Here is a 14,618-nt window from a genome sequence, read left to right on the forward strand (position 1 = left end):
GGAAGCGGAATGAGGACACTGTCGGTAGATTACATAAAGGATAAGGTTATAAACGGTGAGAGGCTTACCCCCGAGGAAGCCCTTGAGCTTTACAGAAATTCAGATTTGACAGCCCTTGGAATGCTTGCCAATCTGATCAGGAAAAGAAAGCACCCCGATAATATCGTTACCTTCGTCATAGACAGAAACGTTAACTACACCAACGTCTGCATAGCTGGGTGTAAGTTCTGCGCCTTTTACAGGAGGAAGAGTGACCCCGACGCCTACACCTTAGAGCTTGAGACCATACTCCAGAAGGTTCAGGAACTCGTTGATTGGGGTGGGACGACGCTTCTCATGCAGGGAGGTATAAATCCAGACCTTCCCCTGAGCTTTTATGAGGAGATGATCTCTGCGATAAGGGAGAGATTTCCTCAGGTGCAAATACACTGCTTCTCCGCACCCGAAATCGTTTATCTTTCGAAGCTTGAAAAACTCAGCGTAAGAGAGGTTCTAAGAAGGCTTAAAGAGGCAGGATTGATGTCTGTTCCCGGCGGAGGGGCTGAGATACTCTCTCAGGAGGTGAGAAACAAAGTATCGCCCGGCAAGTGTTCCGTGGAGGAATGGGAGGAGGTTCACAGAACGGCCCACGAACTCGGAATGACCACCACGGCGACGATGATGTTCGGACATCTTGAGAGTATTGAGCACATAATTGAACACCTTGAGAGGATCAGGAAAATTCAGGACGAAACGGAAGGCTTTACCGCTTTTATTCCCTGGACCTTCCAGAGAGGGAACACCGAGCTTGACTTTGTAGAACCCGCTTCAAGCGTTTACTACCTGAAGGTTCTCGCTCTCTCGCGGATATACCTTGATAACTTCGAGAACATCCAGAGTTCACACGTTACTCAGACCATGCCCGTAGGAACAATCGGTCTTCACTTCGGAGCTAACGACCTCGGCTCGGTGATGATAGAGGAGAACGTTATATCCTCAACAGACTTCAAGGTGAGCATACCCAAGGTAGAGGACATGGTTCAAGCTATCAGGGACGCTGGTTTTATACCTGCCCAGAGGGATACTTACTACAGGATAGTGAGGAGATTTGATTGAGGGGAGCATGGTTATATACCTATGATTTTATTTTCCTTCTTCTTCCTTTCCTGCTCTTCCAAGACCTTCACGCCCCCTTCCGCCGAAGGTTACAGCGTTGAAGTTCGAAGCATAAATACCCGCGGTGCCGAGTTAGATTTCCTCATCGTCCATCGAAAGAATACAGAAAACTTCAGGAGAGTCCTAATCCTCTTTCCGGGCGGGAACGGAACCTGCCACTTTGGGAGAAAGGAAAGCCCCTGCAAAAAGCGAAGGAACTATCTTGATAGCATCTGGGTGAGCAACAACTTCCTCGCGAGGAACGTAATCAAGTTCGCACGCAAGGGAGACATCGTCGTCCTTGTAGATATGCCTTCGGACGTAAAGGGGAGGTTCATAGGCAAGAACTCCAAGCTCGTGGCGAGCGCCTACAGAGTATCTCCGGAGCATGCAAAGGACGTAGAAAATCTTATCTCTTATTTAAAGGACGCCTTCGGCGTGAAGGAAGTTTACCTGATAGGAACGAGCAGGGGAACTCTGTCGGTTGCATACCTTGCCAACAAACTGCCTTCTGTTAAAGGTGTAGTTCTAACGGCAACTCTATCTTCGGACCCTCACTTTATGGACTACTGCCCCGACGAGGCGGACGACTTTATCGCCTGCACGGGCTTTGAGAAAACCGACAAGAGAGTCCTCTTTGTTCACAACGTAAACGACGGATGTGTGTCTTCGGGCTACCCCCAGATAAGGCAGGTCTTTAGAAAATTGAAGGCAAAGGATAAGAGGTTTATAAGTGTTCGTGGAGGTTCCGAACCGGCGGACAACCCCTGCTCAGGTCTGACCTACCACGGATTCTTTGGCAGGGATGGTGAGGTTGTGGATAGGATACTTGATTGGGTCAGAGGACTTTAACCTCCCGCCTCCTTCCTAACCTCTTCTATAAGTTCCCTCCTTCCCTCCACATATATAGCCACCCACTGAGCTAACCGCCTCCCCAGTCTCCTGCAAGCCTCCCTCTCAGCTTCGTCTTTTGGCTTTCCTTCCAAGACCGCTCCGTAGTGAAGGGTGAGATCCTCGCTAACATAGTCCGTAACGCCGAAGACCAAAAAGCCGAAGTTCATGAGCATCGTGAGAATGGACATGCAGGCTATCTCTGCACCGCCTCCCCAACCTCCAGAGGAGGAGAAGGCACACCCTATCTTTCCGTCTATCTCACCCCACAGCTCTCCGAGAACGTCGTCGAAGAACCTCTTTAGTTTCCATGACACGAGACCCATGTTGGTGGGGGAACCGACAGCTATACCATCACACCAGAGGACGTCTTCTTTTGTCGCCTCATCTACGTGTTTTATTCTTACTTCGGTATTCGGAATACTCTCTGCTCCCTCTGCAACGAGCTCGGCCATGCTCCGGGTGTTTCCCGTCCTCGAGTCGTAAAGGACGAGGATCTTACCCATCAGACGCCCATATCGCTCGCCTGTTCGTCCGTAAGGACCCTCTCCTGATCCTTTATCTCCTCAGCCTTGGACTCACACCTGTCTAAAAGCTCCTTGAGTCTCACAGGGGCTTCGGTAAGCGGAAGAGAGGAGTCGTAGATCTCCCCCTTAACACCGCACTCTTTAAAGGCTTCGTAGAGCATCTTCAGACCTTTTTCCGCTTCAGGTCCGTTCCTCCTGACAACCCATATCCAGTTGGGGTCGAGCTTTCCTTCCTTCTTAAGGTCCCTTATAGCGTTTGCCACGCCTTCTCCGAGGGTGACGTCTATCCTCGTGTTGTTCGCTGTTCCGCCGCAGACCAGAACCCCTCTTATTCCCGGTTTGGATAGGATTATCCTCGTTATCTTGTACATCTTCTCCGCTGGAGGATTACCGCCTATATCGGTGAAGTTGGCGGGCTTCATACCTATGGCGTAGGTCGTTTCTATGGTAACCGTAGATCCTCCACCACCAAAGGTCATCATCGCTATGTCGCCATCCATCTCCACATAAGATCCAGCTTTACCCCTGTGATCGTCCTTGTCTATCTCCGCCGCAGCTATCTCCCTCTCCGTGGGAGGTCTCTTGAGGGCAGTCCTGACACCGTAGATCTTAGCTGGTGGAATGGAGGCATCGTCGTCAATTTTGACCACCGCATCGAGTGCCCTGACCCTCAGCTTCCCGCCCACATCCACTATCGCAAGAGGATTTATCTCTAAGAGTCTCGCTTCAGCCTCCCAGAAGGCTCTGTACATGTTAGCCACGACTTCAGAAAGTTCCCTAAGAGCCGACATGTACTCGTGGGGGAAACCGAGTTCCAGCAGGTAGTTCCTGACCATGTGGGGGTAAAGACCTTTAAGGGGATCTATCGGGAATATGCCTATCTTCTCAGGAGGAACCTCCTCTATGTCCACACCACCTTCTAAGGAAAGGGTGAGAACCGGACCTCTCGTCTCCGTTGAGTAGGTTATAGAAGCGTAGAGTTCCTTGACTATGTTGGCCTTCTCAACTACGAGGACACCGACGGGCATCTCCCCGTAAACGGGATACTCCAAGAGTGTCTTTATCTCCTCCAAAGCCTCCTCCGAAGAGGAGCAGAGCCTTACCGCTCCAGCCTTTCCCCTCTTTCCAACGAGAACCTGAGACTTTACCACGCACTCGCCGAGCTGATTTACAAAGTTCTCGACCTCTTCCGTTATGTGATCGACAAACATATACCTTAAGGTAGGTATCCCGTACTTCTTGAATATCTTTTCGTAGGCCTCGTACTCGTAAAGGTCCATTTCCGGTCCTCCGAACAGTGTTTTAGAGGTTTAAAGTATAACCGATTTGTTGTAAAATATCCAACTCGTAAATTCGGAGGTAAGTCAGAGATGGCGAACACAAGACAGGCAGCCAAGAGGGCGAGGAGAGACGCAAGGAGAAGGGAAAGGAACAGGTACCACCTGTCCAGAATGAGAACCTATATCAAGAAGTTCAGGGAGATGGTGAGGGAAGGAAGGTTGGAGGAGGCTAAGGAGTTCCTCCCCGAAGTAATAAGCATTATCTACCACACGGCGAGCAAGGGAGTTATCCACAAGAGGGAGGCTGCGAGGAGAGCCTCAAGGGTTCAGGAGCTTCTTAACAAAGCCCTTGCCGAGGCTCAGAGTTAAGTCCTCCTTGAGTATAACGAGGGATAGAAGGTAGAGGGAGGCGCCTACCGGGATAGCCACCATAAGGGTTGTAGTGTGTCCTATGTTCAACACTTTCAAAAGAAGTATAAAGAGAGCCATTACGCCGGTTCCTATCGAGACCTTAAGAAGTGTCTTCATAAAGGTGCTCCAGATAGGTCTGTCCTTAGTTCTTATAAGCAGGTAAATAAGACCTGTTAAGGAGGAGAGGGATGTTCCTGCAGGGAGTCCTAAGACTCCGAGGTCGATCACGAAGGCGAGGATAGAAGCGAAGGCACCCTCGCTAAGAACGGTGAGGAGTGAAGCCTTCACGGGGGTTCTTGTATCGCCCCTTGAGAAAAATGAGGAGGAGAGGGTCTTTTGAAGGGAGAAGAAGAAGAGCCCGAGGCTGTAGAGAGAGATCGCTTTAGAGCTGTAGAATACGTCCGTCTCCGTAAAGCTACCTCTGTAGTAAACCACCCTAACAATCTCCTCTGAGAGAAGAAAGAGACCTGCCGAGGCAGGAACGGTCAGTATTGCTATGAGACGGAAGGCGTTGGTAAGCTCCCTTCCCCTGTCGATGCCCCTCTTGGAGAGGAGGGAGAGCAGGGAGTTAGCCACACCCACCGATATGACTCCGAAAGGTAGCTGGTAGATTCGGTTGGCGTAGTAAAGGTAGGATATAGCTCCCGTTCTGAGGAAGGAGGCTAAGAAGGTGTCTATAAATACGGAGAGCTGTCCCACACCGAAGCCGCCAAGGGCTGGAAGGAGTCTCTTTAAGAGCGTTTTTACTTCATCGTCGAACTTGAGACTTATCCAGAGAGAAACCCGGTCTTTGAATAGATAAGGGAGGTAAATAAGGATTTGGGCTATTCCCCCTGTAAGGACACCGACAATTAGAGCCACGTAGCCGAACCTTTCTGCACTGATAAGCAGAACCGCAAGGAAAAAAGCGTTGAATACAGCCTGAGATACGGCAGGTATAAAGAACTTTCCCTTCACGTTCATGATACCCATAAAGAAGGCGGAGAGCCCTATCAGGAATAGATACAGGAAGAGGAACCTTGCCATGAAGACGGCGAGGGAAAAGGTTTCCCTATTTCTAAGCCCAGGGGCTATCAGAGAGACTATATACTCGGAAAGGAGAATTCCCAGTAGGGTTGCACTAAGGTTCGATACTATGTAAAAGCCGAGAACTTTCTTCAAAAAATCCTTTTCCCTTCCTTCCTCTATCGCCTTTGTGTAGAGGGGAATAAAGACTGCGTTAAATCCTCCCTCTCCGAACAGTCTGCGAAAGGTGTTCGGTATTCTGAAGGCTACAAAGAAGGCGTCCGAGATGTGTGAAGCACCGAAGAAGTAGGCTATGGTCGCATCTCTCAAAAAACCAAGGATTCTGCTTATCAATGTCCCGAGGGCGAATCCGAAAGCGAACCTTGCCAGTTTCATCAGAAAGGATCTACCCTGAGCTCAATTATATATTTGCCGAATTTCTTCTTGAGCCCCGCAAGCTTGAAAAGAGCCCTCCTGTCCTTGAACTTCACAAGTATGTCGTAGCACTTTTCCCTGAGATTGTAGCTCATCTTGACGTTTGGAGATACCGTCTTGAATATATAGCTCCTGATCTCTTTATTCTTCACCTTTATTAGAGCCATCCTCCAGAAGGGAGGGAGCATCTCTCTCTCCCTATAAGCAAGCTCCTCCTCGTAAAAGGCTTCGAAATCCTTACGGGAGACCTTTTTAAAAATCTCCTCCTCCGGGAAGACCGTTTGAACGATGAGCTTGTCTTTGGTGGAGTACAGAGACCGCACAAGGTAGAGAAATAAGTCCTCCGTAGCTCTGTAAGAGGGTATAGAGAGGAATCCGTCCGCCGAAGCTATGAGAGTTATATCGTAAGTCCTCGACCACGTGGGGTAGGTGGAAAAGTGGAAGTTCTCTTTAATGCCGAAGTTCCTTTCCACAGTCTCTATAACCTTCTCTATACCGAAGCCGAGTTCTTCAACGTGTCCTCCACACTCCGGACAGCTGAACTCCTCGAGCCTATAACTGCAGGTGGTGCAGTGGATCTCTCCCTTCGCCTTGGAATAGGTAAGAAAAGTTCCACATTCCGGACACTCGACGGGAGTCTCACACCTTGGGCAGTAAACGTAGCTGTATCCGTGCTTCGGGACTAAAAAGAGTATATCTTTCTCCCGGGAACTCTCGAGAATCCTGAAAGCCTCCTCGGTCAACACCTCCTCCGGATCCCTCTTAAGTATCACCGTCTTCGCAGTTTGTTCCTCCCTGTCCATATCCATCTTTCCCTCTTTGACCATCAGGAAGGTTCCTAAGGAGGGGGCGGGTGTTGTAAAGAGAAGGTTCGCTCCAACTCTTCTTGCCAAGAGCAGGGACAGCCTTCTGAGATCGAGGTTCCCCATGTGTTTGAGCTTTACACCAGGAGAGCTTTCATTAAAGAGGATTACACTTTCCGTATCCTTAGCAGGGCATAAGGAAGCTATGTAGCTTCCCACTACAATGCTTTCCCTCTCCTGGGCTGAAAACCAGCCTTCTACGATCTCTCTTGAGTTCACCTTCGAGTAAATTTCAATAACCCTGTCACCGAATTCACTCTTCAGCCTTTGAGAAACTTCGAGAAGTTCCTCTGAATCGGGGAACAATAGGAGAGTCGATCTTCCACGAGAGAGGTTCTGATCCGCTATATATGAGATCTCATCGACGGCTCTCTTGAAGTGACTCCACAGGACAGCCCTATCCCCCCACCTCTTCAGGGAGACCGTCCTCTGCCTCAGGGGGATTTCTCTTATTGAACCCACGTACTCCTTTTCTATCGACAGGATACCTTTTCTACCGAGATCGTTTACGTCGGACCTTTTAAATCCCCACTCTAAGAGCTCCTCCTCGCTCACGGAGAGCCTTCCGCTTAGAAATACGAGTATTCTCTTCTTCTCTTTGCTCCTTACTCTCTTCATAGCCTCTTGGAGGGGGAGGTTGAGCCTGTAAAATCTCACCTCAACCTTTGGGACCTTCCATTTTTTCTCCCTTGTCAAAAACCCTTTGTTCAGCAGAAGCCTGACAAGCTCGGAGCCGAAGCGCTTTTTTAGATTCTCTGGTTTCACGCCTCTTCGTTTCTTGACATACTCTAAAACCTCTTTGCTTCTTCTATCTAAACCCTCCCAGCCCTTCCTTCCTGTAACTATAACCTCCTCCTCTTCCCAGAGGAAAGTCGATGGAAGAAGCTTGAACAGGAGGACACCCTTAGGCATAAGGTAAGAGGAGGCAAGATCATCGAGGAGGGAGAGTTGAGCGGTTGTAAGCAGAGGCATTTTGTCGGGGAAGGAGATTATCTCAGCCTGAACTTCTCCCTCCTCCTGGACACCGACCACTACACCTGTTCTCCCTCCCTCGGGAGTTGATACGAGAACCCTCCAGCCTACAGGGCTCTCCTCCCTGATCCATTCACCTTTACAGAGCTTCGCTCTTCCTCCCGGCAGCAGAACCTTAAGGAGCATTAATCCTTGTTCTTTAGGGCAGACAGAACCGTTTCGTCGAGCTCTACCATCTTCTTGACGTTTCCAGTGTGGGCGAAGGGTATTATCCCGGTTATAGTAGAGCCGGGAAAGAGGGAGTTCTCAACGCTCTTTATGCTCATCTCGAATACGGAGACATCAAAGGGAACGCCCTCTATCCTTTCAAGAATCTCCTTAGCTGTTCCGTAGCAGGTAAGGCACTTGTCGGGAGCAAATATCTGGACCACTACCTTGCCCGTCTGCCTTATGTTCTCCGAAGTCCTGGCTTTGGAGCTGACCGCTATCCTTAGGGTTCTCTCGTCTATCGGATATATCCAAGTGACAAAGGTCATGTGCTGATTTCCTTCTCCATCAACGGTTCCAACGACTACAGGAAAAACGCCCAGATCCCTCATTAGATCTATAAGCTCCCTTGGAAGCATTTCAAACCTCCCGTTGTTCGATTTAAATGTTATGATAGCAGGGTTGTAAGGACGAGACCATGTTAATATAATTTAAAAATCGAGAGATAAGAAAATCCTAAGGAGGTGGTGAGAATGGCAGGAAAGGTGAGGGTTGCCATAGTGGGCGTTGGCAACTGTGCAAGCTCTCTCGTGCAGGGGATTTACTACTACAAGAAGAAGGGGACCGTTGGGACGAGCGGTCTCATGCACGAGGATATAGGCGGATACAAACCCTGGGACATTGAGATAGTTGCCGCCTGGGACATCGACGCAAGGAAGGTAGGAAAGGACGTTTCTGAAGCCATTTTCGCCCCTCCTAACTGCACTGCCGTGTTCGAGCCCGAGGTCCCTCACCTTGGAGTAAAGGTAAGGATGGGTAAGGTTCTCGACGGGTTTGCCCCTCACATGAGGGAGTATCCTGAGGACAGGACTTTCGTTCTCGCCGATGAAAGGGAAGACGAGCTCGAGGACATCGTGAGAGTACTCAAGGAAACTCAAGCAGATGTTCTCATAAACTACGTTCCCGTCGGATCGGAGCAGGCGGCGAGATTTTACGCTCAGGCTTGCCTCGAAGCAGGAGTCTCCTTCATCAACGCCATGCCTACCTTTATAGTCTCAGATCCTGAGTGGGCTAAGAAGTTTGAGGAGAGAGGAATACCCGTTGTGGGGGACGACATAAAGTCTCAGGTGGGAGCTACTATAGTCCACAGGACACTGACTCAGCTTTTCATAGACAGAGGGGTTCAGCTCGACAAGACCTACCAGCTCAACTTCGGAGGAAACACGGACTTCCTGAACATGCTCGCGAGGGAGAGATTAAAGACCAAGAAGGTCTCCAAGACGGAAGCGGTAACTTCTCTCGTTCCCAATGGTATGAGCTGGGAGAACGTCCATATAGGTCCCTCCGACTGGGTCCCCTGGCTCAAGGACAGGAAGATAGCTTACATAAGGCTCGAGGGGAGGCTCTTCGGTGACGTTCCGATGTACGTGGAGCTAAAGCTCGACGTCGAGGACTCTCCCAACAGCGCCGGTTCCATGATAGACGCCGTTAGGTGTGCCAAGCTCGCGAGGGACAGGGGAATAGGAGGTCCTCTTTACTCGATCAGCGCCTACACCATGAAGCATCCCCCTATCCAGTACCCCGACTGGCAGGCTAAGAAGATGGTCGAAGAGTTCATCAGAGGAGAGAGGGAGAGATAAGCTTGGGGGCGGGCTTTCCCGTCTCCTCTTCCAGGAAGGAGAAGAACTTTCCCAGGGCTCTTAGGTGCTCCTCCCCCAAACTGTAATCTATGCACTCGGTGAAGTACCTCCTGTAAAAACCCTTTGAGTAAGGTGTTCTTCCTTCTCTCATGTCTCTGTAAAATCTCTCTACCGATTTCTCCACCTCTTCCTTCAACCTCCTCACTTCCCCCTTAGGGACCTCCCTCCTGACGAGGAAAAGGGCAAAGACGAAGGGCAATCCCGTAGCCTTGAACCACTCCTCTCCCAGATCGTAGGTATATGGATACTTATCCCTCAGTTGAATAGCTTCGTCTCCGATAGCTAAGAAGGCGTCCTCTCCCTCCGCGACTTCTTCTACCTTCCTTCCGTAAATGCACTTGAGTATGTAAAGGAGCAAAAACCTCGAGGTGAGGGAGTTGGGGGTTACCCTTATACGCTCTATCTCCTCCATTGGTTCGTTGGAGAGGAGTAGGACGGAACAGACCTTTCCCTTTGAAGAGATAGAAAGATCGGAAAGTATATAGTAGCTCTCGGGATTGAAGAATAGCTCTGCCGAGGAAACTATGCCCGCGTCTATCTTCCCCGCCCTCAGCTCTTTAACAAGTTCGGAAGGATGCCCCTCTACTACATCAAAACCTTCGAGCGAATAAAAGAGGGGAACCGTATTGAGATAACCGACTTTACCTACCTTTAAACCCATCCGATTACAGCTTAATTTTAACCTCTTACCCGTTAAGATACTGACCTCGTTCATGTTAGGGTATATTCCAATGGAGCTACTGAACAGCAGAAGGGTACTCTTAGGTATCACCGGCGGGATAGCGGCTTACAAGGTGGCTCAGCTTGTGAGGGATCTCAGGAAAGCGGGAGCTGAGATTAGGGTTGTAATGACCCCCTTTGCAGAAAGGTTTGTAGGTAAGCTTACCTTCGCGACATTGTCGGGCAACAGGGTTTATACCGACTCAGAGTGGGAATCAGAACCCTTAGCCCACATCGAGCTCGCCCGCTGGGCTGAGGTCTTTCTAATAGCGCCCTGCACGGTGAACACCCTCTCAAAGATAGCCTTAGGTATAGGGGACAACCTACTTACAACTGCGGCACTTGCTTACGGCGGCAGGCTTCTTATAGCCCCGGCGGCAAACACCGTCATGTATAAAAATCCCGCGATTCAGGAGAACATCAGAAAATTGAAGGAAAGGGGGGTAGTGGTGATAGAGCCCGAGTGGGGAGTTTTAGCCTGCGAGGAGGAAGGGGAGGGTAAGCTGGCGAGCAACGAGAGGCTTTTAGACTGGGTAGTTTGGGCACTTTACCCTAAGCCTCTGGAGGGCAGGAGGCTTCTAATCACCTGCGGTGCCACGAGAGAGTATATAGATCCCGTTCGTTTTATATCTAACGATTCGAGCGGTGAAATGGGTTTTTCCCTGGCTAAGGTTGCGAGGTGGTTAGGGGCTGAGGTTGATGTTATAGCTGGTTTTACAACCGCACAGGAACCTCCCGAGGTCAATATAGAGAGGGTGGTTGGCTCGGAGGATATGTTTAAAGCCGTTCTCAGAAAGTTTGAAGAGAGCGACGTAGTGATAATGAACGCCGCCGTCGCCGATTACAGACCCAAGGAGCTCAGTAAGCAGAAGATAAAGAAGAAGGATGAGCTGATTTTAGAGCTTGAAAAGACGCCAGACATACTCGAAGAACTGGGAAGGAAGAAAACAAACCAGGTTCTGGTTGGTTTTGCCCTGGAGAGCGAGAACCTCCTTGAGAACGCGAAGGAAAAGCTAAATAGAAAGAACCTCGACGTTATCGTAGCTAACCCTGTTGAGGTGATGGGAAGTGGGCATCACAGGGGGTATTTCATAACACCAGAAGGCTACGAGGAATTCGAGTTCAGGACCAAGCTCGAAAGTGCGGAGTTTATACTGAGGAGGATCAAGGAGCTATATTTAAAGGAATGAGAAGAGGTATCGCCAACCTTCCTCTCCACTACGGAAAGGCTCCCCCTTGGATCTTCGAGAGGATGGTCAAACTCTCGAGGTATGTCCTCGAGTTCATGGTTATGGAGCACGGGAGAAAGGTTCTCCTGAAAAGGCTCTCCGATCCCTACTGGTTCCAGTCCCTCGGGTGCGTTCTCGGCTTTGACTGGCACTCGAGCGGTCTCACCACCACCGTCTGCGGAGCGATAAAGGAGGCTCTTAAGGACATCGGAAGGGATATCGGAGTCTTTATGGCTGGAGGAAAGGGGAAGACCGCTCTTAGGACTCCCGAAGAACTCGACAGGATCGGAGAGATACTCGGGATCGATACGGAGAGGTTAAAGGACATCAGCAGGCTCGTGGCGAAAGTGGATAACACCCTCCTTCAGGACGGCTACCAGCTCTACCACCACACCCTGATATTCACCGAAGAGGGCTTATGGGCTGTAGTTCAGCAGGGTATGAACGAGAAGGAGAGATACGCCCGCAGGTACCACTGGTTCGGAGAGAACTTGAAGAGTTTTGTCGAGGAACCCCACAGCGGTATCTCCGCCCAGAAGGTTCACGAGAGGATAACCTTGGACATGACATCATCCGAATCCTCCGAGAGTAGAAACGCTATTCTGAACCTCCTGAAGGACAAAGGGACCCTTCTTAAAGAGCTTGAGAGGGTGAGAAAGCTTGAACTCCCGAGGAGGCACTACATAACGCCCGAAGATTTCAACGTAAAAAAGTTGAGGGATACGATAAAGAAGGTGGATGAGAGCTCTCTGAACGGCTTTGAGGATCTGCTCAGGCAGAGGGGTATAGGTCCCAAGACGATAAGGGCGCTCGCCCTCGTCAGTGAACTCCTTTACGGAGCAAAGCCCTCCTTCAAAGATCCGGCGAGGTACAGCTTCGCCCACGGGGGGAAGGACGGGCACCCCTACCCCGTCCAAAGAGATGTTTACGACGTTACTATAGATACACTAAAGAGGGCTATAGAAAGGGCTAAGGTTGGTAACAGAGAGAAGGTAGAGGCTATAAAGAGGCTTTCAAGAATACTCAACGATTGATTCGAGATCCTCGAAGAAAGCCGGATAAGATATCTCTACACACTTGGGATCGTCTATTATCGTCTCTCCCTCGGCCACTAAGCCTGCAATCGCGAAAGCCATGGCTATCCTGTGATCACCGAGAGTTCTTATCTCTGCTCCTGTTAACCTCTCTACACCTTCTACGACGAAGCCGTCTTCAAACTCCTCGATCTTCGCTCCCATAGCTTTCAGGTTTTGAACAACCGCTCTTATTCTGTCGCTCTCCTTTACCCTCAGTTCCCCCGCACCCCTTACCTCAGACCTTCCTTCGGCGAGAGCCATCACAACAGAGAGGACAGGTATCTCGTCGATCATGGAAGGAACTTCCTCTCCAATTACTCTCACACCTTTTAGCCTCCTTCTTCCCCTCACGAGTATGTCCGCTACAGGTTCTCCCGAGATCTCCCTCTCGTTCTCGTAGCTTACGTCCGCTCCCATCTCCCTGAGCTTCCTGTAAAATCCGTCCCTCGTAGGATTTACGAGAACGTCCTTAAGCAAGAGCTCGCTATCTTCCACAAGAACCGCCAAGGCGCAGAAGAAGGCCGCCGAAGAGGGATCTGCGGGACAGAAGATCTCAGTGCCCTCGAGCTCCTGCCCCCCTCTTACCTTTACTATGTGTCCCCTCTCCTCCGGTACGGTTATGACGTCAGCGCCGAAGGCTTTCAGCATCCTCTCCGTGTGATCCCTCGAAAGAACCGGCTCGATTACCTCAGTCATACCTTCCGCTCTCAAACCAGCCAGAAGTAGGGAGGACTTCACCTGAGCGGAAGCTTTTTTGTTAAAGAAGGATATCCCCTTCAAGGATCCTCCCCTAACCGAGAGAGGTAGCTTGTTCCCGCTCTCCCTTCCGTCTATATACGCTCCCATCTCCCTGAGAGGCTCCACCACTCTGAGCATGGGTCTCTGCCTGAGGCTCTCGTCCCCGGTCAGTGTGCTAAAGAAGGGCTGGGCGGAAAGGACACCGAGCATTATCCTCGCGGTAGTCCCCGAGTTCTTGGCATCGAGGACGTTTCTTGGTTCCTCAAATAGATAGTTCCTCCCCTCGACCACAATCTTACCTTTCCCCCTCCTGATCCTCGTTCCGAGCTCACGAAGTATGTTCATAGTAGCTCTCGTGTCCGCCGAAGAGAGCCAGTTGTAAACGAAGGTCTCACCCCTCGCTAAGGATCCAAGGATCAGAGCTCTGTGGGATATGGACTTGTCCGAAGGGACTCTCAGCTCTCCGCTTACCCTCTTTGCTTTCCTTACTATCCTCATCATTCCAGGCTCATCCTCCTCGTCTTCGCTTCTCTTAGGAACTCGGTAAGCTCTGCCTCTTCCTCGCTCTCTATAAGATCCCTGAGCTTTTTGAGTGAGGAAGTGTAAATATCTATCGCCTTCAGGACGTTCTCCTTATTCTCCAGGAAGATATCCCTCCACATTATCGGGTCGCTCGCCGCTATCCTCGTGAAGTCCTTAAAACCTCCCCCCGGATACCTGAAGAGATCCACCTCGTCCGACATCTCTATTAGGGCATCTATTAGCGCAAAGGCTACAGCGTGGGGAAGGTGGGAGACCGCTCCAAAGACCCAGTCGTGGAGGTAGGGATCCATGAACTCCACCACCCCTCCCGTTATCTCCCAGAGTCGGACGACCTTTTCGAGAGCCCCTTTGTCCGTTCTCTTCGTGGGAGTCACTATCACCTTCTTCCCCTCGAACAGCTCCCCGAAGCTATGCTCCACCCCCGACTTCTCCGTTCCTGCGATCGGATGGCTCCCGACGAACCTGCTTCCGAGTATATCTTCGAGATCTAAAACGAGCTTTCCCTTTACGCTCCCGAGATCCGTAATCACGCAGTCCTCCTCGACGTAAGGAGCTATCCCCTTCGCTATCTTCCTGAAGGTTCTCACGGGGGATGCAAGAACCACGATGTCCGGGGAGAAATCTCTTACTGAGGAGAGCTCGGTGCTTCCCTCCTCGATAACGCCAAGCTCTTTTGCCTTCTCAAGACTTTCAGGATTTATGTCTATGCCGTATATCTTCCCCTCGAAGCCTTTCCCTCTGAGAGCTAAGGCGAAGGATCCACCCATGAAACCGACACCGATTATGAGGAGGTTCTCGGTCATAGGAGAGAATATTAAAACATATCGAGGAGCTTGAACTCCTTGTTGAGCCTGCCTATCCCCACTATGTATAGAACGCTGTTCTCC

General features: G+C 50.5%; 14 protein-coding genes. 6 read left to right on the plus strand and 8 right to left on the minus strand.

Features of this window, described 5'->3' with window-relative positions:
- Nucleotides 1-9: 9 nt before the first annotated feature.
- Nucleotides 10-1,095: a cyclic dehypoxanthinyl futalosine synthase gene (gene mqnC / locus ACZ483_RS08990; protein WP_464323840.1), complete on the plus strand. Its 1,086-nt coding sequence runs from the start codon at nucleotides 10-12 to the stop codon at nucleotides 1,093-1,095.
- A 21-nt stretch (nucleotides 1,096-1,116) separates the two neighbouring features.
- Complete coding sequence (locus tag ACZ483_RS08995) at nucleotides 1,117-1,986, plus strand: alpha/beta fold hydrolase (RefSeq protein WP_464323841.1); 870 nt, start codon at nucleotides 1,117-1,119, stop codon at nucleotides 1,984-1,986.
- Here the strand turns inward: ACZ483_RS08995 and ACZ483_RS09000 are convergent.
- Nucleotides 1,983-2,531 carry a flavodoxin family protein gene (locus ACZ483_RS09000; RefSeq protein WP_464323842.1) on the minus strand — a complete coding sequence of 183 codons (549 nt, stop codon included), beginning with the start codon at nucleotides 2,529-2,531 and terminating at the stop codon, nucleotides 1,983-1,985. The two genes, ACZ483_RS08995 and ACZ483_RS09000, sit on opposite strands and share 4 nt — an antisense overlap.
- Entirely contained in the window at nucleotides 2,531-3,832 is a 1,302-nt protein-coding gene (locus ACZ483_RS09005; RefSeq protein WP_464323843.1) for an ATP-grasp domain-containing protein, read from the minus strand. Before ACZ483_RS09005 ends, ACZ483_RS09000 begins: the two co-directional genes overlap by 1 nt.
- Before the next feature lie 90 nt (nucleotides 3,833-3,922).
- Between ACZ483_RS09005 and rpsT the strand changes: the two genes are divergently transcribed.
- Nucleotides 3,923-4,201 (plus strand): 30S ribosomal protein S20, encoded by a 279-nt coding sequence (gene rpsT / locus ACZ483_RS09010; protein WP_464323844.1) that lies wholly within the window; start codon nucleotides 3,923-3,925, stop codon nucleotides 4,199-4,201.
- Here rpsT and murJ read toward each other — a convergent pair.
- The 3 genes from murJ to ACZ483_RS09025 are packed head-to-tail and all read right to left on the minus strand — an operon-like array spanning nucleotide 4,151 to nucleotide 8,144.
- Nucleotides 4,151-5,644, minus strand: coding sequence for a murein biosynthesis integral membrane protein MurJ (gene murJ / locus ACZ483_RS09015; protein WP_464323845.1), 1,494 nt, complete (start codon nucleotides 5,642-5,644; stop codon nucleotides 4,151-4,153). The two genes, rpsT and murJ, sit on opposite strands and share 51 nt — an antisense overlap.
- Nucleotides 5,644-7,704: a primosomal protein N' family DNA-binding protein gene (locus tag ACZ483_RS09020; RefSeq protein WP_464323846.1), complete on the minus strand. Its 2,061-nt coding sequence runs from the start codon at nucleotides 7,702-7,704 to the stop codon at nucleotides 5,644-5,646. Before ACZ483_RS09020 ends, murJ begins: the two co-directional genes overlap by 1 nt.
- Nucleotides 7,704-8,144: a PNPOx family protein gene (locus tag ACZ483_RS09025; RefSeq protein ID WP_464323847.1), complete on the minus strand. Its 441-nt coding sequence runs from the start codon at nucleotides 8,142-8,144 to the stop codon at nucleotides 7,704-7,706. The genes ACZ483_RS09020 and ACZ483_RS09025 overlap by 1 nt, the downstream gene beginning before the upstream one ends.
- Before the next feature lie 114 nt (nucleotides 8,145-8,258).
- Between ACZ483_RS09025 and ACZ483_RS09030 the strand changes: the two genes are divergently transcribed.
- Nucleotides 8,259-9,365 (plus strand): inositol-3-phosphate synthase, encoded by a 1,107-nt coding sequence (locus ACZ483_RS09030; protein ID WP_464323848.1) that lies wholly within the window; start codon nucleotides 8,259-8,261, stop codon nucleotides 9,363-9,365.
- On the opposite strand, the gene ACZ483_RS09035 is transcribed toward ACZ483_RS09030, so the two are convergent.
- Entirely contained in the window at nucleotides 9,343-10,086 is a 744-nt protein-coding gene (locus tag ACZ483_RS09035) for a menaquinone biosynthesis protein (protein ID WP_464323849.1), read from the minus strand. The genes ACZ483_RS09030 and ACZ483_RS09035 overlap by 23 nt on opposite strands.
- Before the next feature lie 70 nt (nucleotides 10,087-10,156).
- Here ACZ483_RS09035 and coaBC point away from each other — a divergent pair, with 70 nt between their 5' ends.
- Both coaBC and ACZ483_RS09045 read left to right on the plus strand, forming a co-directional pair.
- Nucleotides 10,157-11,335, plus strand: coding sequence for a bifunctional phosphopantothenoylcysteine decarboxylase/phosphopantothenate--cysteine ligase CoaBC (gene coaBC, locus ACZ483_RS09040; RefSeq protein WP_464323850.1), 1,179 nt, complete (start codon nucleotides 10,157-10,159; stop codon nucleotides 11,333-11,335).
- Nucleotides 11,332-12,408, plus strand: coding sequence for a DUF763 domain-containing protein (locus tag ACZ483_RS09045; protein ID WP_464323851.1), 1,077 nt, complete (start codon nucleotides 11,332-11,334; stop codon nucleotides 12,406-12,408). The genes coaBC and ACZ483_RS09045 overlap by 4 nt, the downstream gene beginning before the upstream one ends.
- Here the strand turns inward: ACZ483_RS09045 and aroA are convergent.
- Nucleotides 12,388-13,689, minus strand: a complete 1,302-nt coding sequence (gene aroA, locus ACZ483_RS09050; protein WP_464323852.1) for a 3-phosphoshikimate 1-carboxyvinyltransferase — start codon at nucleotides 13,687-13,689, stop codon at nucleotides 12,388-12,390. The two genes, ACZ483_RS09045 and aroA, sit on opposite strands and share 21 nt — an antisense overlap.
- The gene (locus ACZ483_RS09055) at nucleotides 13,686-14,534 is read right to left on the minus strand and encodes a prephenate dehydrogenase (protein WP_464323853.1); all 849 of its coding nucleotides are present in this window, start codon (nucleotides 14,532-14,534) and stop codon (nucleotides 13,686-13,688) included. The genes aroA and ACZ483_RS09055 overlap by 4 nt, the downstream gene beginning before the upstream one ends.
- Nucleotides 14,535-14,618: the final 84 nt, after the last annotated feature.

The organism is Hydrogenivirga okinawensis, assembly GCF_055385515.1.

What these genes read in the sequence shown, in the direction of transcription:
- ACZ483_RS09005 (WP_464323843.1), bottom strand. Translation starts at nt 3,832, where the DNA reads ATGGACCTTTACGAGTACGAGGCCTACGAAAAGATATTCAAGAAGTAC.
- coaBC (WP_464323850.1), top strand. Translation starts at nt 10,157, where the DNA reads ATGGAGCTACTGAACAGCAGAAGGGTACTCTTAGGTATCACCGGCGGG.
- murJ (WP_464323845.1), bottom strand. Translation starts at nt 5,644, where the DNA reads ATGAAACTGGCAAGGTTCGCTTTCGGATTCGCCCTCGGGACATTGATA.
- mqnC (WP_464323840.1), top strand. Translation starts at nt 10, where the DNA reads ATGAGGACACTGTCGGTAGATTACATAAAGGATAAGGTTATAAACGGT.
- ACZ483_RS09000 (WP_464323842.1), bottom strand. Translation starts at nt 2,531, where the DNA reads ATGGGTAAGATCCTCGTCCTTTACGACTCGAGGACGGGAAACACCCGG.
- ACZ483_RS09030 (WP_464323848.1), top strand. Translation starts at nt 8,259, where the DNA reads ATGGCAGGAAAGGTGAGGGTTGCCATAGTGGGCGTTGGCAACTGTGCA.
- ACZ483_RS09020 (WP_464323846.1), bottom strand. Translation starts at nt 7,704, where the DNA reads ATGCTCCTTAAGGTTCTGCTGCCGGGAGGAAGAGCGAAGCTCTGTAAA.
- ACZ483_RS09025 (WP_464323847.1), bottom strand. Translation starts at nt 8,144, where the DNA reads ATGCTTCCAAGGGAGCTTATAGATCTAATGAGGGATCTGGGCGTTTTT.
- ACZ483_RS09035 (WP_464323849.1), bottom strand. Translation starts at nt 10,086, where the DNA reads ATGGGTTTAAAGGTAGGTAAAGTCGGTTATCTCAATACGGTTCCCCTC.
- rpsT (WP_464323844.1), top strand. Translation starts at nt 3,923, where the DNA reads ATGGCGAACACAAGACAGGCAGCCAAGAGGGCGAGGAGAGACGCAAGG.
- ACZ483_RS09055 (WP_464323853.1), bottom strand. Translation starts at nt 14,534, where the DNA reads ATGACCGAGAACCTCCTCATAATCGGTGTCGGTTTCATGGGTGGATCC.
- aroA (WP_464323852.1), bottom strand. Translation starts at nt 13,689, where the DNA reads ATGATGAGGATAGTAAGGAAAGCAAAGAGGGTAAGCGGAGAGCTGAGA.
- ACZ483_RS09045 (WP_464323851.1), top strand. Translation starts at nt 11,332, where the DNA reads ATGAGAAGAGGTATCGCCAACCTTCCTCTCCACTACGGAAAGGCTCCC.
- ACZ483_RS08995 (WP_464323841.1), top strand. Translation starts at nt 1,117, where the DNA reads ATGATTTTATTTTCCTTCTTCTTCCTTTCCTGCTCTTCCAAGACCTTC.